Here is a 21,846-nt window from a genome sequence, read left to right as displayed (position 1 = left end):
ATCAGCTCTCACCTGAAAGTTGGCGCTTCAACGCTTCAATCGCGTCTTCATTGCGCTCAACGCCGACTTCTTCGCGGACAGCGGCAGACAATTGCTCTGCATATTCACCGCTCAGCGCCCTTGCGATCTGTTCCTGCGTTTGGAGAAGCAGCGGATCATCATCCGCCACATCTTCAACCACGATCTCGTCGAGATTGACGATGAACCAGCCAAGATTGCCCTGATTTTCCAGAAGTTTGGCGGAGCCTTGAGCCATGGAGAACATGAGCACCAAGGAAGAAGGGAGGCGCTGGTTTGCGTTTGCCAGAAGCTCTGCGCGGGTAAGGTCGATCTGCTCCAGCTGACGCGCGCTGTCCCCGGCGTCGGTCAGCGCTTTTGCAATCGGCGTACCGCTACGAACCGCTTCGAGCGCCGCTTCTGCAACCTCTTTCGCTTTCTTGCTGCCTTCCGAGATACGCCATGCAGCAACCGCGGCATCGCGCACTTCGCTGAGCGGCGGGGCGGCGCTTTCGGTGATCTCGGATACGTCGAAGATCAGGAATTGTGCGCCCGGTACGATTTCGGCGAGTTGCGGATTGCCCTCTTCCATCTGGAAGGCGGTGTCAACAACGGGGCGTACTTCAGGAGTGACCGTTTGACCGGGTGCTCCGAAGACCTGCCCATTGGCAAGAAGGTCAGGGGTCACATCAACCTGAAGGCCGAATTGCTGGGCCACATCGGTGAGCGAAGTGCCGGTATCCACCAGCTCTTCAATTCGCGAGCTTAGCTCTTCCAGCTCGGCGGCAAGTGCTTCTGCCTGGAGCTGTTCGGCAATATCGCCGCGGACCTGGTCAAGGCTGCGGGCAGGGGTGCGCTCGATCGCGTCGACGCGCGCCACGTACCAGCCAAGCGCGCTGCGGGCGGGGTTGATAAGAGCGCCTCGCTCTGCTGCGAACAGAGCTTGCGCAACGGCTGCGCTGGTCGAGGTGCCGGTCTGCTCCCGATCGCGCAGTTCGCTTTGCGATACGTTAAAGCCAGCCTGTGCAGCGGCCGCTTCAAGGCTTGTGCCGGCGCGGATGCGGTCCGTGATGGCCTTGGCTGCATCTTCGGTCGGGACAACGAAGGACGTGAATGCACGGCGCTCTTGCGCTGCGTATGTCTCCGCATCGCGTTCGAACCGGGCGGCGATCTGCGCTTCATTGGGCGCAAGGTCGCTTGTCACGCTCTCTGCACCAAACCTGGCAAAGCGAAGCGTGCGGCGTTCAGGCAGGATGAAATCACTGCGGCTCTCTTGGTAGAATGCGTTCAGGACTTTGTCGCTCGGCTCACCTTCGGGCGCATATGCAAGGCTGGGGATAAGGGCGATCTGGCCGCGGCGACGCTCAAGCGCGAGAGAAGCGTAATGCTTGGCCACCGTTTTCGGCAGGCGCGGTGCACCAAGGGTAGGGCGCAGGATTTGCTGGGCAAGCAGGCCATCGGCAATGTCTTTGCGCAAGATCGCATCTGTGATTCCCTGACGGCGAAGCGCTGCCTGATAGACATCGGGGTCAAAGTCGCCGGTAAGGCTGCGGAACGCAGGAATTTGCAGTATTTCGCTGTTCACAAGGTTGTCACCTGCGCGAAGACCGTATTCCCTGGCAAAAGTGCCCAAGGCGTAGCGGTCGATCAGCACAGAAATCTCGGCGTCAAAGCCGCCTTCGGCCACAAACTGGGGCATGGTGATCGTCGGGTTCTGCTGCCGCTCGCGCGAGAGCGCATTGTTCACAGCGCCATTCGCCTCGTTTGCGGAGATGGTTTCCCCTCCGACCGCTGCGATCTTGTCGTCACCGCTAAGGCCGCCAAAGGTTGCCGAGCCCGAAATGTCACTGGCAGCGAAGGCCAATGCGACGATGATAAGAAAGCCGATAAAAATCGGCAGGCCGATCTTCGACTGGAAAAAATTACGGAAAAGCGAAATCATTTAGGTCAATTCCCAGTGCTTACATCGAATGTAATATTTTTGCGGGGTTACCGCATTTCATCAAGCCCATTAGCGAGCGCAAAGGGCAACGCCCAGTGCTCCACAATGCCGATACAAGCAATTGGACCGTCTGAAACGGGCGAAACTTGCGCTTTACCCGGTTAGATTGATTAGATTTGCGCTTTATCGGCCATGCGACCTCGCGGCAACAGGTTGGATGGGTTTTGACTAAACTTGCACGCTCGGCTAGCGGACCGGCCCGTCTGACCCTACATCCCGGTGTCAAGATTCGTATCATTTGATTTCAGGAACCATGAATGTCCCAGCGCCCCTACATCGTTGGCAATTGGAAAATGCACGGCACCCGCGCCATGCTTTCCGAGGCGCGCGCCATTGATAGAGCGGCCCAGCGCCATATGAAGGTCGAAGTGGCAATCGCTCCGCCTTACACGCTGATCCACCCGATCCACCGCGAAGCAGAGCAGATCGCTGTTGGCGCGCAAGACTGCCACGAGCAGGAAGGTGGCGCGCACACCGGCGATATTTCCGCAGCAATGATTGCGGATGCGGGCGGCAAATTTGTGATACTTGGCCATTCTGAGCGTCGCCAATCGCACCGCGAGGGCAATGCTTTGGTCAAAGCAAAGGCCGAATCGGCTCTTTCGGTTGGCCTGCGCGTCATCATGTGCTGCGGGGAAACGAATGAGACCCGCGAGGAAGGAAACGCCGTTTCTTTCGTGACGAAGCAGCTCAAAGCCTCGTTGCCGGCGGAAATCGAGAACCCGACAGAGCTTCTTGCCGTCGCTTACGAGCCTATTTGGGCGATCGGGACAGGTAAAACCGCTCAGCCCGCCGACATCGAGGAAATGCACGCAGCAATCCGCGATTTGCTGATCAAACTCTATGGCGAAGAGCACGGAGAACAGGTTCGCATCCTTTATGGCGGGTCGGTAAAGCCTGAAAACGCAGCCGAAATCTTTGCTGTGCCCAATGTGGGCGGCGCATTGGTCGGCGGGGCAAGCCTTACCGCGGACAGCTTTATGGGCATTGCATTGGCCGCAGGCGAAACATCCGAGGCATAACGGATTTACCTCAAACCTTGTCGTTCGAACCGCTTATGCCTAAGTGCGTGGCCAAGAACGCATGTTCACAAAAACGCAAACCTAAAAAGAAGCCACTATGTCGCTGTTCCTTATCCTTACCGTCATTCAGGCCATGATCGCGGCTGCCCTTGTCGCAGTTGTGCTTATGCAACGCTCCGAAGGCGGGGGTCTTGGTATTGGCGGCAATCCATCGGGCGCACTTGGCGCACGCGGTGCAGCGGACTTTCTGACCCGTTCAACCAAATGGCTGGCTGTGGTTTTTGTTGTGATGTCGATTGTTCTGGCAGCGCTGGCTGTTAGCGAATCGAGCGTCAGCGAAGTGTCGACCACACTTGACCGCGATGCATCTGCGCCGACCGCCGAAGACATTCTTGGCGGACCTGTTGATGATGGCGGGGCTGCTTCGGCCGATGACCTATTGGGTGAAGGCAGTGAAGGGGGAGCGGAAAGTGCTCCTGCCGCGACGGACACAGACGCCGATCCGCTCAGCGAATAAGCCTCTCAGCGGGTAACCTCGAACAAATTTACATAAAAATCGCCACACTTGTGGATTGGCGGCGCTTTGCCTCACCAATTTGCTTGCCCCGAATCCCAACACACGCTTAAGGCTCAACTCCCATGGCGCGGTACATTTTTATCACCGGCGGCGTGGTCTCCTCGCTCGGCAAAGGTCTCATGGCGGCAAGTCTTGCTGCCCTCCTACAGGCACGCGGGTACAAGGTCCGCATTCGCAAGTTCGATCCCTATCTCAACGTCGATCCGGGAACGATGAGCCCGTATCAGCACGGCGAGGTCTATGTGACCGACGATGGCGCGGAAACCGACCTTGATCTGGGACACTACGAACGCTTTACCGGTGTCTCTGCGCGGCAAAGCGACAATATCACCTCGGGCCGCGTCTACCGCGACATTATCGCGAAAGAGCGGCGCGGCGATTACCTTGGCGCGACTGTGCAGGTGATCCCGCATGTGACCGACGCGATCAAACAGTTCGCGCTTGCCGATCAGGATGACCACGATTTTATCCTGTGCGAGATTGGCGGGACGGTTGGCGACATCGAATCGCTGCCTTTCATGGAAGCCATCCGTCAGATCCGTAATGAGCTAGAGCCGTTTCAAACTTTGAGCGTCCACGTGACGCTGGTTCCGTACATTGCCGCTGCTGGTGAGCTTAAGACCAAACCAACACAGCATTCTGTGCGCGAGCTGGCATCGCTTGGGATCAAGCCTGACGTACTGCTTTGCCGAGCAGAACACCCGATCCCCGACGGCGAACGTCAAAAGATCGCCAACTTCTGTAACGTGCGCAAGCAATCGGTCATTCCAGCACTTGATGCGCCCTCGATTTATTCGGTGCCGCTGCAATATCATCAGGAAGGCCTCGATGCAGAAGTGCTGCGCGGCTTTGGCATTACTGATGCGCCCGAACCCGATCTTTCGTCATGGAACGATGTCACCGACCGTTACTTCAACCCGGAAGGCGAAGTGACAATCGGCGTTGTGGGCAAATATGTCGGGCTTCCCGACGCTTACAAAAGCCTCAACGAAGCACTTGTCCACGGCGGCCTTGCCAACCGGGTGAAGGTCAACATCAAGTGGATCGATGCCGAGGTTTTTGAAGGCGAAGATCAAAGCGACATCGTCGCAGCGCTAGAGCCGATGCACGGCATCCTTGTGCCCGGTGGCTTTGGCGAGCGAGGCAGCGAGGGCAAGATTTCCTCGGTCCGGTTTGCAAGGGAGCGCCAAGTTCCGTTCTTCGGGATCTGCCTTGGCATGCAAATGGCCTGTATCGAGGCGGCGCGCGCTGTTGGTATTTCGCAGGCATCCTCCACCGAATTTGGCGAAACCACAGAGCCGGTTGTGGGCATTATCACCGAATGGATGACCGAAGAGGGCCTGCAAAGCCGCGAGGAAGGCGGCGATCTTGGCGGGACGATGCGGCTTGGCGCGTATGAGGCAAAGCTAAGCGCAAATAGCCATACCTCGCGCATTTACGGCGGCGCACAGGCGATCTCAGAACGCCACCGCCACCGTTATGAGGTCAACAGCGCCTATATTGAGCCATTGGAAAGCGGCGGTCTGGTCTTTTCCGGCATGTCACCCGATGGCCTTTTGCCAGAGATTGTAGAGCGGCCTGATCATCCGTGGTTTGTCGGGGTTCAGTTCCACCCGGAGCTTAAATCCAAGCCGTTTGATCCGCATCCTCTGTTTGCGGGCTTTATCGCTGCTGCATTGGAACAATCGCGCCTCGTTTGACGGCGTTCCTCGGGCGCAATGGGCGTTTTGACGAATAGTCTGTCGCATACTTACAAGAATGTCAGTTTTACCCTTGCGCGTATGGTCCAAATCGCACTACGCGCACATCTGTCTTAAGGATTTTACAATTGCTTGAGCGGCAGGGTTAGGCTGCGCCGTCTCGACAATTCGTATGCTTGGGGCGGTGCATAGATTTTTGCAGCACAGTTGAACCGGTCGTGGACGTTCGCTGCCCGCTGCACCGAGCTCGAGCCGGGGATTGACCATCTATTGCGACCCGGATGGTCAAACCTGGTCGGGGCGACATAAGTCGCGGGGGCGGTTCCATTGGAGCCGCCCCCACTTGTTTTGGGCTAGATTTTGAAAGCTTCGCGAAGTTTAGGCAGCGTCTGCCTCATTCTCGCTATCGTCAGAAGCGGATGTTTCATCCGGCACTGCGGCCAAAGTCGCCGCGCCGTTTACAGCGATCTTCTTCGGCTTCATCGCGTCCGGAATTTCGCGAAGCAAGTCGATGACGAGAAGGCCATCGGCGAGCGCTGCATTCTCCACGCGGACATAATCGGCCAGTTCAAACCGGCGTTCAAACCCGCGGTTCGCAATGCCGATATGGAGCATTTCAGCGCCTTCATCGGTGTCTTCGCGCTTGCGACCCTGAACGGTCAGCAGATTGGCCTGCGCAGTGATGTCGATATCCTGCGGGCGAAAACCTGCGACAGCAAGCGTGATCCGATAGCTGTCCTCACCATTGCGGGCTATGTTGAAAGGGGGATAATTGTCACCCGAAGACGCGCGCGCCTGGCTCTCTAACATGTCGAACAGACGGTCAAAGCCAACGGTGCTGCGGCGATAGGGTGTAAAATCAAGACGTGACATAATATGCAAATCCTCTTGCTTGAGCAATTTGGTTCAAATGCAGGCCTGCCTTTTGCAGCGCCTGCGGGTACATGTTGCGGATGCATCTCCCAAGACTGGCGAAATGCGGCAACACACATTAGTTAGGGGTTCGAAAACGGCTTTCAAGAGGTTCTTGTCAGCCTCAAATGGGATTGAGAAATGACCGCACCGACCATTGATATCTACACCAAATTCGCATGCCCGTTTTGCGTGCGGGCAAAGCATTTGCTCGACAAAAAGGGCGCCACTTACAACGAATATGACATCACCATGGGCGGTGAAAAGCGCGACGAGATGATTGCCCGCGCACCCCATGCGCGCACTGTCCCACAGATTTTCATCGGTGAGACACATGTGGGCGGCTCGGACGATCTCGCAGCATTAGAGGCCAAAGGCGAACTCGACGCTTTGCTGGCTGCATAAGGCGCGCTGGCAATGCCCAAGATTGCCGTCTTGCAGATGACCTCGGGCATTGATCCCGAAGCGAATTTTCAGACGATCGCCCGCGCGGTTCTTGATGCGAGCCTTGAGGGGGCAGAAATGCTGTTCACCCCCGAAATGTCGTTGCATCTGGACCGTGACCGCAGGCGCGGTGCCCAGCATATCGAAGACGCAGAGCGCAGCAGCATGGCGGGACGCCTCGCCAGTTTAGCAGCCGAAGCTGGTCTGTATCTTACAGTGGGAGTGCCGCTGCGCCGGTCGGGGGAGAAGTTGGCCAATTGCCAATGGGTATTTGGGCCCAATGGCGGCCCACCTGTCTCCTATGACAAAATCCACATGTTCGATGTTGAGCTTTCGACCGGTGAAACGTGGCGCGAGAGCAACGCCTATGCCCCCGGCGAACAGGTTGTGACCATCGATCAGACACCCTTGGGAAGGCTCGGCCTCGCAATCTGTTACGATATGCGCTTCCCCGCCATGTTTGAAGAACTCGGCCGCCGGGAATGCGATGCCATCGCTGTGCCCGCTGCCTTCACCAAGCCCACGGGCGAAGCGCACTGGCACGTTCTTTTGCGCGCACGAGCTATCGAAGCGCAGGCCTTCGTGATTGCGGCGGCTCAAGTCGGCAAACACGAGGACGGTCGCGAAACTTACGGTCACTCCCTCGTAGTCGACCCGTGGGGCGAAGTGCTTCTCGATATGGGCGGTGATGAGCCGGGTCTTGGCTTCTGTGACATCGACCTTGGCCGGATCGCAGAAGTCCGGGCACAAATCCCAAGCCTTGCCAACAGGTGCGAAATCACCAGATACAGCGAACAATGATCGTATTCGACCTCCATTGTGAACACGGCCACCGTTTTGAAGGATGGTTCAAGTCATCTTCCGCTTTTGAGGATCAAAAGGCGCGCGGACTGGTGTCTTGCGCGGAATGCGGCACCACCGAGGTTAGCAAAGCGCCGATGGCGCCGGCGGTCCCGGCCAAGAGCAATACCAAACCGGATTCCGGGCAACAGCGCGTGCCTCAGCAGCCGATGCAGCCACAGCCCGTTCAAGCCTCCGAGGCTGGAAAAGAGCAGGCCGTCACTAACGCCCCGCCACCTGCCGAAGTGCAAAAGGCCATCGAAGCGCTTGCAAAAGCGCAGGCCAAGGCCCTGGAAAAGAGCACTTACGTGGGCAAGGATTTCGTCAAGGAAGCGCGCGAAATGCACTATGGCGAGCGCGACGCCGCCCCAATCCACGGACAAGCAAGCCTTGAAGAAGCCAAAGAGCTTGTCGAAGAAGGCGTGGCCGTTGCCCCGTTGCCCTTGCCAATTGCACCACCTGACAAACTGAATTGATCGCTTGTCCTATGATGCTATGGAGCACCCGAGGTGGTCCCGTAGCTCAGGTGGATAGAGCGTTGGATTCCTAATCCAAAGGCCACAGGTTCGAATCCTGTCGGGATCACCATCTTTTGTTTTTCGCACCCGCATCCGCGGGTGCGTCCTCGCTATATGGGCAGGCAAGCTGCCCCCGCTGCGGGCGGCCGGTCGGCCTTGCGAACCCCTTGGGTTCGAGTTGGGCGGGCAGCTCTTAACTCAATACCCGCTCGCTTGTCCGTCTTTGCGCATCTCTGTGCCGCCTGCGTAAACGCCGGTTTCGGGATCGCGCATGATCGCCTGGTATCCGCCGAACATAATGCCGTTGGAGACAACGCGGACGTTGTGGCCCATGGCGCGCAGGGCTTCGACTGTCTCATCCGGGATGCCCGGCTCGACATTCAGAGTGCCCAGCGGATCAGCAGAAGGGCCGGTCATGCCTTCCGTTGGCTGACGCCCGCCATCGTGGTTGATGCGCGCAGCATCGCCCGCTTCCTGAATGTTCATGCCGAAATCGACCATGTTGATCAGCACTTGCACATGGCCCTGAGGCTGCATCCCGCCGCCCATCAGGCCAAGTGTCATAAACGGTTTGCCGTCTTTTTTGACGAATGCGGGGATGATGGTGTGGAATGGTCGTTTGCCCGGTTCGTAGGCATTGGGATGCTCCGGATCTAGGCTGAAGAGTTCGCCGCGATCTTGCAGCATAAAACCCAAACCATCGGGCACGAGCCCTCCGCCCATACCGCGATAGTTTGACTGGATAAGGCTCACCATCATGCCGTCTTTGTCCGTGACGGTGAGGTAGGTGGTGTCACCTTCGCCTTCGAGCTTCGGCTCAACCGCAATTTCGCCCGCGTCATATTCCGGTGCCGCCCTATTCGGGTCGATCAGAGCGAACCGCTGTGCCCCGTATTCCTTGGTCAGTAATTCTTCGGGAAGCGCCGAAAAATTGGGGTCGGCATAGAAACGCGCGACATCGGCATAGGCTAGGCGCTTTGCCTCGGTGATGTAGTGGATGACTTCCGGGCTACCGCGCTCCCATTGGCGCAGGTCCACATTGCGAAGGATGTTGACCATCTGGAGCGCTGCGAAACCCTGGCTGTTTGGCGGAAGCTCGCACAGTTCGAACCCGTCACGGTATTCCGCGCAGCCGACATCAACCCACTCGCTTTTGTGGGCGGCGAAGTCTGCAAGCGTAAAGGCAGAGCCTTGTCGCTGAAGGTAATCGACCATCACCTTTGCCAATTCGCCTTCGTAAAAGGCATCGCGGCCTTCGCGCCCGATTGTTTCAAGCGTGTTTGCAAGATCCGGGTTCTTGAAAATGTCGCCAGCTTCTGGCGCACCATTGGCGAAATAGGTCGCGCGGGCGTTGTCAAACTCGAACTGTGTAGTCTCAAGCCGCCGCGTGTAGGAGCGCAAGGAACGGTCGAGATACATGGCGATCACGGGCGCGACCGGATGGCCCTTGCGCGCATATTCGACGGTGGGGGCAAGTACATCGGCCATCGGCATTTTGCCAAAGCGTTCATGCATGGCAAACCAGCCATCAACTGTCCCGGGTATAGTGACGGGGAGGGGGCCCACGGGCGGGAGTTCAGTGGCTCCGTCCAGCTTCTGCAACAAGTCGTCCAGCGATTGGCCACGCGGCGAAGCACCCGAACCGTTGAGCCCATAAAGCTGATCGGTCTTTGGATCATAGACAATCGCAAACAGATCGCCGCCAATCCCGTTGCCCGTAGGCTCCATCAGGCCCAGCGCCGCGTTTGCCGCAATCGCTGCGTCAACTGCATTGCCGCCATCGCGCAGCACTTGAAGCGCGATTTGTGTCGCCAGAGGATGGGCAGTCGCCGCCATCCCGTTCTCGGCATAGACGGGGCTGCGCGACCAATTGGCCCCGACCGGACGCCCGCCCGCGCCGATTTGCTCCTCAACCGGTTTGTTCGTCTCAGCCGCAATCGGCACCGTGACAAGTGCCAGAAGGGAAGCGGCAGCAGCAAGAATTCTCATAGGATTTCTCTCAATTGGTAGCGGGTATTGATGCGGCCTTCTTGGCGCGCTTCTTTTTGGACTTCGCCAGATATGGCAACACAAACAGATAGCCGCCGGTTCCCCACATAATGATGAGGATGATGCCAACCGGCAGGAAGATATAGAGCTTGATCCAGTCGGCAAACCACGATCCATCGTGGATCGCCTCGATAGTGTCAGAGCGGCGATAGGCGACTTTCAAGACCTCTGCGGTGCTGGTGTCGACCTGCACCTCCCAACCGGAATTGGCGCGCAGTTTTGCGATGCCTCTGTCAACGCGAAGGTCGATGCGGTCGATATCGGTCCATTCCTGAATCCCTGCTTCGGGGTGAGCGCTCGCAGCCTCGACCATTTGTTCGTAGGAGACCGTCGGTATGGTGTCCTCGACGCTCCCACGTTCAGTGCCCGGTTGAATCCACTCAACCTCTTTTTTGAGCATCAGAAATCCGCCTGCGACAAACATGATCGCAGCAGGAATGAAAACAGCGACGGAAAGCCAGTAGTGAACCTGACGAAACAAGCGTTTTGCGTTCATGATCCCTCATGTGAAGCGGGGGCCGCCCTATGGCAAGCCCCCGCTTATGTCTTGGTGTGAGCGGTTTGTCCTATGGAAGCGCGCTTCCGGCAACCCATGGCGCACCTGCCGCTGCAAGCTCTGCTTCGAAGGCAGGGATGCTGCTTTCGGTGAGAGTACGCAGACGGTCGCGAATGCTGGCGAACTCTGCCTGAGCATAGCCGAACTGGTCACGGTGCGTCTGCGTCGGGCCATAGGTGGATGCGCCAACGCCCATCATCACAAGGCCAAGGCGGCTGCGAACGGTTGGCTGTGTACGCTCTGCGATGGCATTGCGAGCCTGGTTGCCGTTCAACATGGCATCAAGCGTGTTGGCCTCATCACGAAGCGCCGTCAGGCGATTGTCGAGAGCCGTCACATCACCGCCAGCACGCGCCACAGCGACTTTCATCAAGTCGATCCGGCGTTGCGCCTCGTTAAGAGTTGCCGCTGCTGCCGTGACCGAGCGGTCGAAGGCTGAAATCTCGGCCCAGAAGTCGCTCGCATCCGCTTGCGCTGGCAATGCACCATCACGAAGCCGTTCGACATTGAAGGTCTGCGGTCCGACAAGCTGCGTGGTGACACCGCGAACCCGCTTGGAGAGCGAGACGGTGTATTGACCCGGGCTCACCAGGAAGCCGCTGCCATCGTCGTCCTCTCCCGGCATCCGAGTGAGCGCAGACTGGCTCGGGAAACGAAGGTCCCAGTTGACGCGGTGGAAGCCCTTCTTGGTTGGCCCCTTGATCCGGCGAACAACGTTCCCTGCGCTGTCACGCACAGTCAGATAGATCGCTGGCTCTTCCTCGAGAATTTCGCGGGTGAGGCTGTCAAAGCTGGGGAAGGGATTGTCGCCGCCGCGTTCGGCAATCGGCTTCTCGCGTTCCTGACGGATGTCTTTAAGCGACTGGATGTCATCGGCGAGATAGTAAGTGAAGTTTGCGCCAAACTCGGGGTTGGGCGCGCGGTAGTAACCGTGCCCTTGCGAACCGCCAGCTGAGAAGGCGAGCGGGTGCTGTTCAATGTACCACCACGCCTTGCGCCCCGGGAACAGCATTGCTTCGGACCGGAGGCTTGCCTCGCTTACCTCGCGCAAGGGCGAGATATCATCGACGATGAAGAACCCTCGGCCAAAGCTTGCCGCTACAAGGTCGTCTTCGCGGCGCTGGATCGTCAGATCGCGGAAAGCAATCGTCGGAGCATCGCCGGTCATCTTGACCCATTTGCGCCCGCCATCAACGCTAAAGAACAGCGCAAATTCGGTCGCGGTGAAAAGCAGGTTGGGGTTCTTGTGATCCTGAACAATGCGCCACACGAGGTGACGGTCGGGGATATTGCTCTTGATCGAAGTCCAGGTGCGGCCACGGTTCGTGCTCTTGAGCAAGTAAGGCTTGAAATCGCCATATTTATGATTGTCGAGAGCGACATAGACCGTGTTCACATCGAACAGATCGGCACGAATGTCGTTGACGTAGGCTGTGTCCGGTACGCCCGGCATTGAGCCAACTTCGACACGGCGCCATGTATTGCCGCCGTCTTCGGTGACCTGGATCAAGCCGTCGTCGGTTCCAACATAAAGAAGGTTCTCATCCAGCGGGCTTTCACCGATGTTCGCAATCGTGTTGTATTGCGACATGGCAAGCAGATCCCAGCCCGCATCCCAGCTTTGCTGGCGGCCTTGAATGGGCAAACGCAGACGGTTTTCATCGCGGGTGAGGTCAGGCGAAATCGCACGCCAGGTGTCGCCGCGATCGTCCGAACGCCACAGGCGCTGTGACGCGTGATAGATGCGTGTCGGCTCATGCTGGCTTACCAGAATAGGCGCGTCCCAGTTCCAGCGTGCAATCGGCTCTCCCGGAGCGGCCTGCGGTTGAATATGGACAACCTCGCCAGTGATCCGGTCGATGCGGGCAAGATTACCCTGTTGCCACTGGGCATACATGATATTCGGATTGCCCGGCTCGGTCGCAGATTGGTGACCATCGGCAAACAGCGTAATGAACCAGTCATCGTTGCGGATACCGTGGCGGTTGTCCGTGCGCGATGGACCGCCTTGAGAGTTGTTATCCTGTGTCCCGCCGTAAACGTAATAGAACGGCTCTGCATCGTCGACAGCGACCTTATAGAATTGGGTCACCGGCAGATTGTTGATGAAGCGCCACGTTTTGGTGTGGTCATAGCTTTCGTAAAGACCGCCATCAGAACCAAACAGCACGTATTCGGGATCATCGGGACGGAAAGCGAGCGCGTGGTCATCCACGTGCTTCAACTCGTTGTTGAGGTCGCTGAATGTCTTGCCGCCATCGTTGGAAATCTGTGACGTGTTCGACATCAGGTAGATGCGGTCGAAAAAGTGCGGGCTTGCGTAAAGCTCTTGATAATAGTGCGGGCCTGTACCGCCCGAAACGGTCTCGGACATCTTGGTCCAGCTCGACCCGCGGTCGTTCGAACGCCAGATGCCGCCTTCGCGCCGGTCAAGCTCGATCGCTGCGTACACAACATCGGTCTGAATGGGTGAGATTGCGATACCGATCTTGCCCATGTTTCCTTCGGGAAGGCCGGTTTTGAGCTCAGTCCAGGTCTCACCGCCGTCTTCGCTGCGCCAGATGCCGCTTTCAGGACCACCGCCAACATAGGCGGCAACCGTGCGGTGACGCTGCCAAGTGGTGGCATACAGGCGGTCAGGGTTGCTTGGGTCGATCATCAGATCGCCTGCGCCCGTGTGGCCATTGTCTGAAGAGAGCACTTGTTCCCACGTGTCCCCGCCATCGGTCGTCTTGTAAACGCCGCGCTGTCCGCCTGCGCTCCAGATCGGGCCCTGCGCTGCTACCCAAACGGTGTTGGAATCTTCAGGGTGAACGATAATCTTGCCGATACGTTCTGAGTTTTCGAGGCCTTTCTTGACCCAGGTCTGTCCGCCATCTTCCGACAGATAAATGCCGTCGCCATAGGCAAGGTGGCGTCCACCATGGTTTTCGCCTGTGCCAACCCAAATGCGGCTCGGGTCGTTGGGGTCAAGGCCAAGCGAACCGATGGAATAGGAGGTTTGCCCGTCGAACAGGCTCTTCCATGTGGTGCCCGCATTCTCCGTCTTCCAGACACCGCCAGAGCCAACGGCCACATACCAGGTCGCCGGGTCGTCCTGAACAATCGCGATGTCGGCGATGCGCCCGGACATAAACGCAGGACCAATGCCGCGCAGTTTAAACGCGTCAAACGTGCCGCTGGAAAGGGCAGGTTGATCCTCGTCATCTTGCGCAAAGGCGACTGTACCAAGACCAGAAACGGCCAAACCAAGTGCAGCCAGAAGTGTAAGGAAGAGTTTTTGTAGCGACATTCAGCCCCCCATTCGTGGGGCTCAGTCCCTCACGAGTGATGTGATGTAAAAGCGCGAGAGCGCTCGAGTCTCCCGAACGCGAAAAGGCTAGGGCTTGGTCTAGAGTTCATCAACCGGAAAGCCGAAGTCTTATGCGTATTTGTAAAATGATCGAACGTGTCTGGCTCTGCGGGGCAAGATTGATCCGACCAACCGCACATAGGGCCGGACGAACGACAAGCAGAATGGAGAATGTATTGCGCCAAAACAAAAAGGCGCTCGGCAATTTCCGGAAAAGAGCGGCGCGACCCAGGATCGTGCCATTCGGAAATAGATGCCGCAGCGCCTTTTCATATTTCGGCTGCTCTCTCGAACAGGCCGGGGTGGCTTTGAGAACGTTCGGTGTAGGCCGGAGAAAAGAAGCGTTAGGTACTTCTGCTTTCGGCGTGTCCCGTAGCGAGCTCTTCACCTCTTTAGCCATGACCTTACCAAAGAGCACTAAGAAACAGATAGGCACTGTTACCTAAGGGGTTTCTTCTCGGAACTTTGCGTGTGAAACGAAAGACAGGATCAGGACGCTGACCGAGAAGCCTGCCAACAGGCCTGATGTTCCGGCCCATCCCGCAGCGTCATAAACGCTCGTGCCCAGTATACTGCCCAAAGCACCGCCCAGGAACATGAGCATAATGTATGAGGTAGTGAGCCTTGTGCGGATCTCCGGCTCTTCGGTGAGAAAGGTCATGCGTCCGGTCACATCAATTGTGGGGCCGACCGCGTTGATGATGAAAAGGGGCACAATGATGAGCCACACCGAACCGCCCATCGGATAAAGCAGAGCAACCCCGATGCACTGTATAATGGCCATCACCAAGCGCGCGCGGCGAGGGCCAATCCGGTCTGCCAGTCGCCCGAGCCGCGGTGTTGCGATGATACTGACAATCGCGATACCGGCGAGATAACCAACTGTATCCACCCCGTATCCCATTTCATCGCTCGTCAGATGCAGCGCAAGGCCAAGCCAAACGGCAATGAAGCTGCCGAAATTGAGTGCCTGGATAACGCCGCCGATCAGCATATCGCGGTTGGAACGGGCGAGAGTGAAGACCGACGCAATCAGCGCGCCATAGCTGCTTGCGGGACCTTTGCTCGTCCGGCCTTCACTGCGCATGGCCAATGGCAGACACACAGTGATGCCAAACATAAGTATAACTGCGCACCAATAGACGCTTCGCCAGCCAAAAGCGTCTGCGACAATTCCTGCGCCCACGCGTGCGATCAGAATACCAATGATCACGCCAGTCGTGAGAAGCGCCATAACCTGACCGAGCCGTTCTGGCGCAACCCGTTTTGAGGCAAAGGTCGGGATCAGATAAGGCGCAATGGTCACAAAACCCAAAGCCGTCGAAGCCAAGGTGAAGAGCGCAAAACTCTCGGCCAGAGCCATGCCGAGCATAAAGACGCTCTGCGCGCCGACGAACATCAGGTTGAGCGTTTTGTTGGAATACCGGTCGCCCAGCGGCAGCAGAAAGAGGATGCCAAACACCAAAGCAAGCTGGTTCAGAGCCGGGACGATGCCGATCTGCGCGTCGCTCACGCCGAAACTGTCCGCAACCTCGCCAATGATCGGATGGATGTAATAGGCATTGGCCGTGACGACCGCGACCGTCACCGCTAGTGCATATTCCTGACCCTTGGTGAGATAGCCGAGCGATTGCTGCGTTGGCCCGGTGGCGGCGTTTTCGGTCAGATTACACCCGCCTTCTTGGCCGTGTCGATCACCCCTTGAGCAAGCTCTACCGGTCGATCTTCCTGACAGAAATGGCCGCAAGTCGAAAGCATGCCGTGTGGCTGATCTTTTGCCCCTGCGATATTGTCGATTAGGGGCTGTGCAAGGCCGCCGGTGACAGGGTCATCTTCGCCGAAAAGCGTGAGGAAAGGTTTGTCGAAACCGGCGAGCCCTTTCCAGGCGGCTTTGTTTTGTTCGATCCCGTCCATGCCATCTTCGACCGGGACAAGGGCGGGGAAGGCGCGCGCGCCTGCCTTGCTGGCTTCATCGGGGAAGGGCGCGTCATAGGCAGCAACTTCCTCGGCGCTGCGTTCGGTGGCGGTGGCGCGTTGCAGCAATTCACCAATCTGGAATTCGGGTGAGGACTTTGCAAACTCGCGCCATGCGAGAAACGCTGGCGAGGGGGTTCCGCCCGTTGGCAGGAAAGTGTTGGAGGCAACCACATATTGGAAGCGTTCCGGTGCTTCGCCCACCATCCGCAGTCCCAAAAGACCGCCCCAATCCTGACAAAAAAGCCCCGCATCGCCAGGCACAACTGCATCGCGCCACTTGCCAAGCCAGCTTACGTGGCGGTCGTAAGTGTAAAAGCCGATATCATCAGGCTTATCGCTTTTGCCAAACCCGATAAGATCAGGCGCAAGGCAGCGGAACCCTGCGTCAAGAAGCACAGGGATCATCTTGCGATAAAGGAAGCTCCAGCTGGGTTCACCATGGAACAACAATATGGCGGGCGCGTCCTTTGGTCCTTCGTCGATATAGTGCATCTGACCCGAATACCCCTCGCCAAGATCGACGGTCTGCCAATTCTCGGCAAAGGGGTAATCAGGGATGTCACTGAAACGGGCAGGGTCGTACTTAAGGACATGCATGGGGTCTCTCTCCCTTTTTGTTCACGGAGAGAGCGCTTCCATGGTCACGCCGCTAAGGCGTTGTCACTCCCCCAAAGGCACGCTCTCTTTGAACGTATGTGTGATGTAAGGGAAGGGGATTTCGATCCCGGCATCATCCAGACCGCGTTTGATTGAACGCACAACCTGGTCGCGGTTCATCACCGCATCTGTCCCCGATGAAGCCGCCCACCACCGCACGCGAAAGTCGACCGAACTGGCACCGAAATTATCGGCGAGTACCTGAACATCCTTGTCCTTGCTGACCAGATCGACACTCTCGACAGCTTTGAGGAGGACCTTGCCCGCCTTATCCAGATCCGTGTCATAGGAGACACCGATCATGACTTCGAAGCGGCGCTCTTCGAGGTCGGTGACAACCTCGAGCGGTTCTTTGAACAGGATGGAGTTGGGAAGCACGTGAAGCTCGCCGGAAAATGCGCGGATGTGGCTTTCACGAAGAGAGATAAATTCAACCTTGCCGTGAATATCGCCGGTTTTGACGACGTCCCCGATTTGCATTTTCTCGCGCAGCATGATCATCACGCCGGCAAGGAAATTCTCGAAGAAATCCTGAAACGCAAAACCGATCGCAACTGCGCCAATCCCAAGGCCAGCAAGCAGGCCAGACGGGCTGAAATTTGGAAACACGACGAGTGCGGCAATCATGGCACCTGCGATCCACACGCCCAGCCGGACGAGGGTTTCGATCAGATTGCGCAGTGACGGTCGAAGGTCGGTTTTGCCGATGAGCCGTGCGCTGATCCTGCTGGCGGATCTGGCGATAAGCCACGTGATGAGCAGAATGACGGCGGCGATAACAATTGAGGGAAGTGCAGCGATGGCCCCTGTGGCCATGGCATTGATTTGGTCAAAAACTGTTTGAAGCATAAATAGTTAGGTTTTCCTCCTTGTGGCAAATCAACGGGCTACACCCCTGAATTGTTCCGGATTTTCCCATTTTCCATCGGGAATTATCCGGTTTTGGTGGTGGACTTGATGGCCCCGCAAGGGCAGTGAGCGCCTTGCTAAAGGGATAGAGACAAAACAATGAATGAAACCGAAGATTTGGCCGAAATCCGCCGGTCCGTGCGGGCACTTTGTGAGGGGTTTCCGGGCGAGTATTGGCGCGCCAAGGACGCTGCGCGCGAATATCCGGGTGAATTCGTCGACGCGCTCACCAAGGCCGGTTTTCTCGCTGCGCTTATTCCCGCTGAATATGGCGGCAGCGGGTTGAGCCTGCATCAGGCTTGCGTCATTATGGAAGAAATCCAGGCGACCGGCTGCAACGGCAGTTCGGCCCATGCGCAAATGTATATTATGAACACGCTGCTGCGTTATGGCTCTGACGAGCAGAAGGCGCAGTATCTGCCGCGCATCGCATCGGGTGATCTTCGGCTTCAGGCGTTTGGCGTTTCCGAGCCCACCAGCGGCACCGATACTCTGAGCCTGAAAACAAAGGCAGTGCGGGACGGCGATGAGTATGTTGTCTCCGGCCAGAAGATTTGGACCAGCCGCGCAGAGCACTCCGACCTCATGATGCTACTGGCCAGAACCACGCCGCGCGATCAGGTTGAGAAAAAGACCGAGGGCCTCTCGATCTTCCTCGTCGATATGCAAGAGGCGCTTAAAAACGGGATGAGCATCAAGCCTATTCGGACCATGATGAACCATTCCTCGTGTGAGGTGTTCTTCGATGATCTGCGTATTCCGGCAAGCAGCCTTGTTGGCGAAGAGGGCAAGGGCTTTCGCTACATCCTCTCTGGCATGAATGCAGAACGCATCCTGATTGCGGCAGAGTGCATTGGCGATGCCAAGTGGTTTATCGAGCAGGCCAAGACCTATGCCAGCGACCGCAATGTCTTTGCCCGGCCCATTGGCCAAAACCAGGGCGTGCAGTTTCCAATCGCCCGCTGTTATGCGCAAACCTGTGCCGCCGAACTCATGGTTCAGCACGCAGCAAAAGTTTATGATGAGGGCGGCAATCCGGGGGCAGAGGCCAATATGGCCAAGCTCCTTGCATCAGAGGCAAGTTGGGCCGCGGCCGATATGTGTGTCCAAACCTTTGGCGGCTTTGGCTTTGCCGAGGAATACGATGTTGAGCGCAAATTCCGCGAAGCGAGGCTCTACACCGTTGCTCCGATCTCAACCAATCTGATCCTGTCCTATCTGGCCGAACACGTGTTAGGGCTCCCCCGCTCCTATTGAGGCACATTAACCCGCGAATTCGGCCAATTTGCCGCAAAATCTGCAGGCAAAGCGCATTTCGCTTGCAAGCCTTGGTTAACTATGATTCTGTGCAATTGGACTAGGGGAACGGGACAATGCGTAAACAGCCAAAAGAACACGTGAAACAAAGCTTCGCGCTTGTTTTGCTTGTCGTCCTGACGGTTGGCGCGATTGCCGGGCCAACCGGCCTTTTGGCATGGGCCGAGAATTCCGAAGTTCTGGCTGAGCGTGAGGCGCGGATCGCGCTTCTTACGGAAAAACGTGATGCGCTGAAGAACCGCGTGAACCTGCTTGACCCCAATGGCGCCGATCCGGATTTGGTGGGTGAGCTTGTCCGCCAAGACCTTGGCGTGATTTATCCTGATGAGATTGTGGTCACGCTGGACGAGGATTGAGCGTTTTTACGCATTTGCGGTTTCCTGAAATCCCAAAATTCACCACATTGGTAATTTAATACCTATTCAGCCCTGTTGCCGTTGCGTAACCCTGTTTGTGGTGCCTATAGCCTTCTCGAGACGGTCGTTTTGGTGAAAACACCAAAGCGAAGGAATTGAGAGAGAAGGGATCTCCACTTGGCCAAAAAACCAGCTGCTAAGGCCGCGAAGAAGCCGGTTGCTTCTGCCGCACCATCGGATGACACGGATTTCATTCTGCATTCGCTTCAGGAAGAATTTGAAGCGGCAAAACGCTTTGCCGCAACCGACGAGCAGATGCTTGAGTTTTACAAGCAGATGCTTCTCATCCGCCGGTTTGAAGAGAAAGCGGGCCAGCTATACGGTCTTGGCCTGATTGGCGGATTTTGTCACCTTTACATCGGTCAGGAAGCGGTCGCGATTGGCCTTCAATCCGCGCTCGACAATGACCGCGACAGCGTGATCACCGGATACCGCGACCACGGCCACATGCTCGCCTATGGGATTGATCCCAAGGTCATCATGGCAGAGCTTACTGGCCGCGAAGCCGGTATCTCGAAAGGCAAGGGCGGGTCGATGCACATGTTCTCGACCGAGCATAAGTTCTACGGCGGCCACGGCATTGTGGGCGCGCAGGTTGCTCTGGGCGGGGGCCTCGCGCTGGCGCACCAGTACAATGAAGACGGCGGGCTGTGCCTTGCTTACTTCGGCGATGGGGCGGCGAACCAGGGGCAGGTCTATGAGACGTTCAACATGGCAGCGCTTTGGAACCTTCCCATTGTTTTTGTGGTCGAGGACAATCAATACGCAATGGGCACATCAAGTGCGCGATCTTCTGCTGAAACCCGGTTCCACCGCCGGGGCACCGCGTTCCGCATTCCTGGTATGGAAGTGAACGGCATGGACGTGCTCGAGGTGCGCGCTGCTGCCGAAGTCGCTTTCAAACACGTTCGAGAGGGCAAAGGCCCTGTGCTGATGGAGTGCAATACCTATCGCTATCGCGGCCACTCGATGTCTGACCCTGCAAAATACCGCACCCGCGACGAGGTGCAGGATCAACGCGAAAACCACGATCCGATCGAGCGTTTGAAAAAGAGCCTGATCGAAGGGGGCCATGATGAAGCGGCTCTCAAAGCGATCGACAAGGATATTCGCAAGGTCGTGACCGAGGCCGCGGACTTCTCTGAAAGCTCGCCCGAGCCAGCGCCCGGCGAACTCTACACCGATGTGCTGGTGGAGGAGTATTGATCCATGGCTATCGAACTCAAAATGCCTGCGCTCTCTCCGACGATGGAAGAAGGTACACTCGCGCGCTGGTTGAAATCCGAAGGCGATACGATTGAGCCCGGCGATATCATAGCCGAGATCGAAACCGATAAAGCGACGATGGAATTTGAAGCCATCGACGACGGCGTGCTTTCGAAAATTCTCGTCGCTGAAGGCACTGAAAACGTCGCTGTCGGTACGGTGATTGCTCACATGGAAGGCGAGGGGGCAGAGGCCGCTTCGACGCCCGCTCCAACCCCTGCGCCAGCCGCCGCTCCTGCGCCTTCACCGGCGCCATCACCAGCACTGACCGAAGAGCCTCCGAAAGCCGTTGCAAGAGCAAGCGATCCGGCTATCCCCGAAGGCACGAGCTTCACCCCGACCACCGTTCGTGAAGCTTTGCGCGATGGTATGGCCGAGGAAATGCGCGCTGACCCGCGTGTGTTCGTGATGGGTGAGGAAGTCGCCGAGTATCAGGGCGCTTACAAGGTCACGCAAGGTCTGCTCGATGAGTTTGGCCCCAAGCGCGTGATCGATACGCCGATTACCGAATACGGTTTTGCCGGCATCGGTACAGGGGCTGCGATGGGCGGGCTTCGTCCTATCGTTGAGTTCATGACGTTCAACTTCGCGATGCAGGCGATTGACCACATCATCAACTCTGCAGCTAAGACCAATTATATGTCCGGCGGGCAAATGCGTTGCCCAATCGTGTTCCGTGGCCCCAATGGCGCGGCAAGCCGGGTCGGCGCTCAGCACAGCCAGAACTATGGCCCGTGGTACGCAAGCGTGCCTGGCCTCATCGTGATTGCGCCTTATGATGCGTCCGATGCGAAAGGCCTGATGAAAGCCGCCATCCGTTCAGAAGACCCCGTCGTCTTCCTCGAAAACGAGCTTGTCTACGGCCGCAGCTTTGACGTGCCTGACCTTGACGATCACGTCCTGCCCATCGGCAAGGCGCGGATCATGCGCGAGGGCAAGGATGTCACGGTTGTGAGCTATTCCATCGGTGTAGGGCTTGCGCTGGAAGCGGCAGAAACGCTTGCGGCAGAAGGCATTGATGCGGAAGTCATCGACCTTCGCACTCTGCGCCCTCTCGATAAGGAAACAGTCCTCAAAAGCCTGGCCAAGACGAACCGTCTGGTCATCGCCGAAGAGGGCTGGCCGACCTGCTCGATCGCGTCGGAAATCACGACCATCTGTATGGAAGAAGGCTTTGACGACCTTGATGCACCCGTCACGCGGGTGTGCAACGAGGACGTGCCGCTGCCCTATGCTGCCAATCTTGAGAAGCTCGCACTGATCGACGCAGCCCGGATTGTCGAGGCGGTCAAGAAGGTCTGCTACGTGTGAATATGAAGGGAAGGGCGGCAATAG

At 57.4% G+C, this 21,846-nt stretch carries 18 protein-coding genes and 1 tRNA gene; 11 read left to right on the top strand and 8 right to left on the bottom strand.

From position 1 onward, the window contains the following. Position 1: 1 nt before the first annotated feature. Complete coding sequence (locus AC0V6Q_RS04605; protein ID WP_486167234.1) at positions 2-1,939, bottom strand: peptidylprolyl isomerase; 1,938 nt, start codon at positions 1,937-1,939, stop codon at positions 2-4. A gap of 317 nt (positions 1,940-2,256) precedes the next feature. Here AC0V6Q_RS04605 and tpiA point away from each other — a divergent pair, with 317 nt between their 5' ends. The 3 genes from tpiA (at position 2,257) to pyrG (ending at position 5,298) form a co-directional block, all read left to right on the top strand. Further along, positions 2,257-3,021, top strand: a complete 765-nt coding sequence (tpiA, locus tag AC0V6Q_RS04600) for a triose-phosphate isomerase (protein WP_486167233.1) — start codon at positions 2,257-2,259, stop codon at positions 3,019-3,021. A gap of 97 nt (positions 3,022-3,118) precedes the next feature. Next, on the top strand, positions 3,119-3,538 hold the full coding sequence (gene secG, locus AC0V6Q_RS04595) for a preprotein translocase subunit SecG (RefSeq protein ID WP_486167232.1): 420 nt from the start codon (positions 3,119-3,121) through the stop codon (positions 3,536-3,538). A gap of 122 nt (positions 3,539-3,660) precedes the next feature. Then, the gene (gene pyrG / locus AC0V6Q_RS04590; RefSeq protein ID WP_486167231.1) at positions 3,661-5,298 is read left to right on the top strand and encodes a CTP synthase; all 1,638 of its coding nucleotides are present in this window, start codon (positions 3,661-3,663) and stop codon (positions 5,296-5,298) included. Positions 5,299-5,676: 378 nt separating this feature from the next. On the opposite strand, the gene AC0V6Q_RS04585 is transcribed toward pyrG, so the two are convergent. Beyond that, positions 5,677-6,171: an Hsp20 family protein gene (locus AC0V6Q_RS04585; RefSeq protein ID WP_486167230.1), complete on the bottom strand. Its 495-nt coding sequence runs from the start codon at positions 6,169-6,171 to the stop codon at positions 5,677-5,679. Between the two features lie 180 nt (positions 6,172-6,351). Here AC0V6Q_RS04585 and grxC point away from each other — a divergent pair, with 180 nt between their 5' ends. The 4 genes from grxC (at position 6,352) to AC0V6Q_RS04565 (ending at position 8,082) form a co-directional block, all read left to right on the top strand. Then, positions 6,352-6,615, top strand: a complete 264-nt coding sequence (gene grxC, locus AC0V6Q_RS04580; RefSeq protein ID WP_486167229.1) for a glutaredoxin 3 — start codon at positions 6,352-6,354, stop codon at positions 6,613-6,615. Between the two features lie 12 nt (positions 6,616-6,627). After that, positions 6,628-7,455 (top strand): carbon-nitrogen hydrolase family protein, encoded by an 828-nt coding sequence (locus AC0V6Q_RS04575; protein ID WP_486167228.1) that lies wholly within the window; start codon positions 6,628-6,630, stop codon positions 7,453-7,455. Next, on the top strand, positions 7,452-7,970 hold the full coding sequence (locus AC0V6Q_RS04570; RefSeq protein WP_486167227.1) for a DUF1178 family protein: 519 nt from the start codon (positions 7,452-7,454) through the stop codon (positions 7,968-7,970). The genes AC0V6Q_RS04575 and AC0V6Q_RS04570 overlap by 4 nt, the downstream gene beginning before the upstream one ends. Positions 7,971-8,005: 35 nt before the next feature. Continuing rightward, positions 8,006-8,082: transfer RNA gene (locus tag AC0V6Q_RS04565), tRNA-Arg, on the top strand. Between the two features lie 128 nt (positions 8,083-8,210). Here the strand turns inward: AC0V6Q_RS04565 and ggt are convergent. The 6 genes from ggt to AC0V6Q_RS04535 form a co-directional block, all read right to left on the bottom strand. Beyond that, on the bottom strand, positions 8,211-10,001 hold the full coding sequence (ggt, locus tag AC0V6Q_RS04560; protein ID WP_486167226.1) for a gamma-glutamyltransferase: 1,791 nt from the start codon (positions 9,999-10,001) through the stop codon (positions 8,211-8,213). Between the two features lie 10 nt (positions 10,002-10,011). Beyond that, positions 10,012-10,557: a PepSY domain-containing protein gene (locus AC0V6Q_RS04555; protein ID WP_486167225.1), complete on the bottom strand. Its 546-nt coding sequence runs from the start codon at positions 10,555-10,557 to the stop codon at positions 10,012-10,014. A gap of 70 nt (positions 10,558-10,627) precedes the next feature. Then, a complete protein-coding gene (locus AC0V6Q_RS04550; RefSeq protein ID WP_486167224.1) occupies positions 10,628-13,909 on the bottom strand; it encodes a VPS10 domain-containing protein in 3,282 nt (1,093 codons plus the stop codon). Positions 13,910-14,411: 502 nt separating this feature from the next. After that, a complete protein-coding gene (locus AC0V6Q_RS04545; RefSeq protein WP_486167223.1) occupies positions 14,412-15,557 on the bottom strand; it encodes an MFS transporter in 1,146 nt (381 codons plus the stop codon). Positions 15,558-15,631: 74 nt separating this feature from the next. After that, a complete protein-coding gene (locus AC0V6Q_RS04540) occupies positions 15,632-16,543 on the bottom strand; it encodes a haloalkane dehalogenase (RefSeq protein ID WP_486167222.1) in 912 nt (303 codons plus the stop codon). A 63-nt stretch (positions 16,544-16,606) separates the two neighbouring features. Beyond that, complete coding sequence (locus tag AC0V6Q_RS04535) at positions 16,607-17,452, bottom strand: mechanosensitive ion channel family protein (RefSeq protein WP_486167221.1); 846 nt, start codon at positions 17,450-17,452, stop codon at positions 16,607-16,609. Positions 17,453-17,611: 159 nt separating this feature from the next. Here AC0V6Q_RS04535 and AC0V6Q_RS04530 point away from each other — a divergent pair, with 159 nt between their 5' ends. From AC0V6Q_RS04530 to AC0V6Q_RS04515, 4 genes are all read left to right on the top strand, one after another. After that, positions 17,612-18,769, top strand: a complete 1,158-nt coding sequence (locus AC0V6Q_RS04530; RefSeq protein ID WP_486167220.1) for an acyl-CoA dehydrogenase family protein — start codon at positions 17,612-17,614, stop codon at positions 18,767-18,769. Positions 18,770-18,885: 116 nt separating this feature from the next. After that, complete coding sequence (locus AC0V6Q_RS04525; RefSeq protein ID WP_486167219.1) at positions 18,886-19,185, top strand: FtsB family cell division protein; 300 nt, start codon at positions 18,886-18,888, stop codon at positions 19,183-19,185. A 177-nt stretch (positions 19,186-19,362) separates the two neighbouring features. After that, complete coding sequence (gene pdhA, locus AC0V6Q_RS04520) at positions 19,363-20,451, top strand: pyruvate dehydrogenase (acetyl-transferring) E1 component subunit alpha (RefSeq protein WP_486167218.1); 1,089 nt, start codon at positions 19,363-19,365, stop codon at positions 20,449-20,451. 3 nt (positions 20,452-20,454) lie between these two features. Next, entirely contained in the window at positions 20,455-21,822 is a 1,368-nt protein-coding gene (locus AC0V6Q_RS04515) for a pyruvate dehydrogenase complex E1 component subunit beta (protein WP_486167217.1), read from the top strand. Positions 21,823-21,846 lie beyond the last annotated feature (24 nt).

The organism is Erythrobacter sp. S227 (assembly GCF_057364925.1).
This window is presented reverse-complemented; position numbering and strand designations above follow the sequence as displayed.

What these genes read in the sequence shown, in the direction of transcription:
- AC0V6Q_RS04535 (WP_486167221.1), bottom strand. Translation starts at nt 17,452, where the DNA reads ATGCTTCAAACAGTTTTTGACCAAATCAATGCCATGGCCACAGGGGCC.
- pyrG (WP_486167231.1), top strand. Translation starts at nt 3,661, where the DNA reads ATGGCGCGGTACATTTTTATCACCGGCGGCGTGGTCTCCTCGCTCGGC.
- secG (WP_486167232.1), top strand. Translation starts at nt 3,119, where the DNA reads ATGTCGCTGTTCCTTATCCTTACCGTCATTCAGGCCATGATCGCGGCT.
- AC0V6Q_RS04585 (WP_486167230.1), bottom strand. Translation starts at nt 6,171, where the DNA reads ATGTCACGTCTTGATTTTACACCCTATCGCCGCAGCACCGTTGGCTTT.
- AC0V6Q_RS04530 (WP_486167220.1), top strand. Translation starts at nt 17,612, where the DNA reads ATGAATGAAACCGAAGATTTGGCCGAAATCCGCCGGTCCGTGCGGGCA.
- grxC (WP_486167229.1), top strand. Translation starts at nt 6,352, where the DNA reads ATGACCGCACCGACCATTGATATCTACACCAAATTCGCATGCCCGTTT.
- AC0V6Q_RS04575 (WP_486167228.1), top strand. Translation starts at nt 6,628, where the DNA reads ATGCCCAAGATTGCCGTCTTGCAGATGACCTCGGGCATTGATCCCGAA.
- AC0V6Q_RS04605 (WP_486167234.1), bottom strand. Translation starts at nt 1,939, where the DNA reads ATGATTTCGCTTTTCCGTAATTTTTTCCAGTCGAAGATCGGCCTGCCG.
- AC0V6Q_RS04540 (WP_486167222.1), bottom strand. Translation starts at nt 16,543, where the DNA reads ATGCATGTCCTTAAGTACGACCCTGCCCGTTTCAGTGACATCCCTGAT.
- ggt (WP_486167226.1), bottom strand. Translation starts at nt 10,001, where the DNA reads ATGAGAATTCTTGCTGCTGCCGCTTCCCTTCTGGCACTTGTCACGGTG.
- AC0V6Q_RS04570 (WP_486167227.1), top strand. Translation starts at nt 7,452, where the DNA reads ATGATCGTATTCGACCTCCATTGTGAACACGGCCACCGTTTTGAAGGA.
- AC0V6Q_RS04525 (WP_486167219.1), top strand. Translation starts at nt 18,886, where the DNA reads ATGCGTAAACAGCCAAAAGAACACGTGAAACAAAGCTTCGCGCTTGTT.
- tpiA (WP_486167233.1), top strand. Translation starts at nt 2,257, where the DNA reads ATGTCCCAGCGCCCCTACATCGTTGGCAATTGGAAAATGCACGGCACC.
- AC0V6Q_RS04555 (WP_486167225.1), bottom strand. Translation starts at nt 10,557, where the DNA reads ATGAACGCAAAACGCTTGTTTCGTCAGGTTCACTACTGGCTTTCCGTC.
- AC0V6Q_RS04550 (WP_486167224.1), bottom strand. Translation starts at nt 13,909, where the DNA reads ATGTCGCTACAAAAACTCTTCCTTACACTTCTGGCTGCACTTGGTTTG.
- AC0V6Q_RS04515 (WP_486167217.1), top strand. Translation starts at nt 20,455, where the DNA reads ATGGCTATCGAACTCAAAATGCCTGCGCTCTCTCCGACGATGGAAGAA.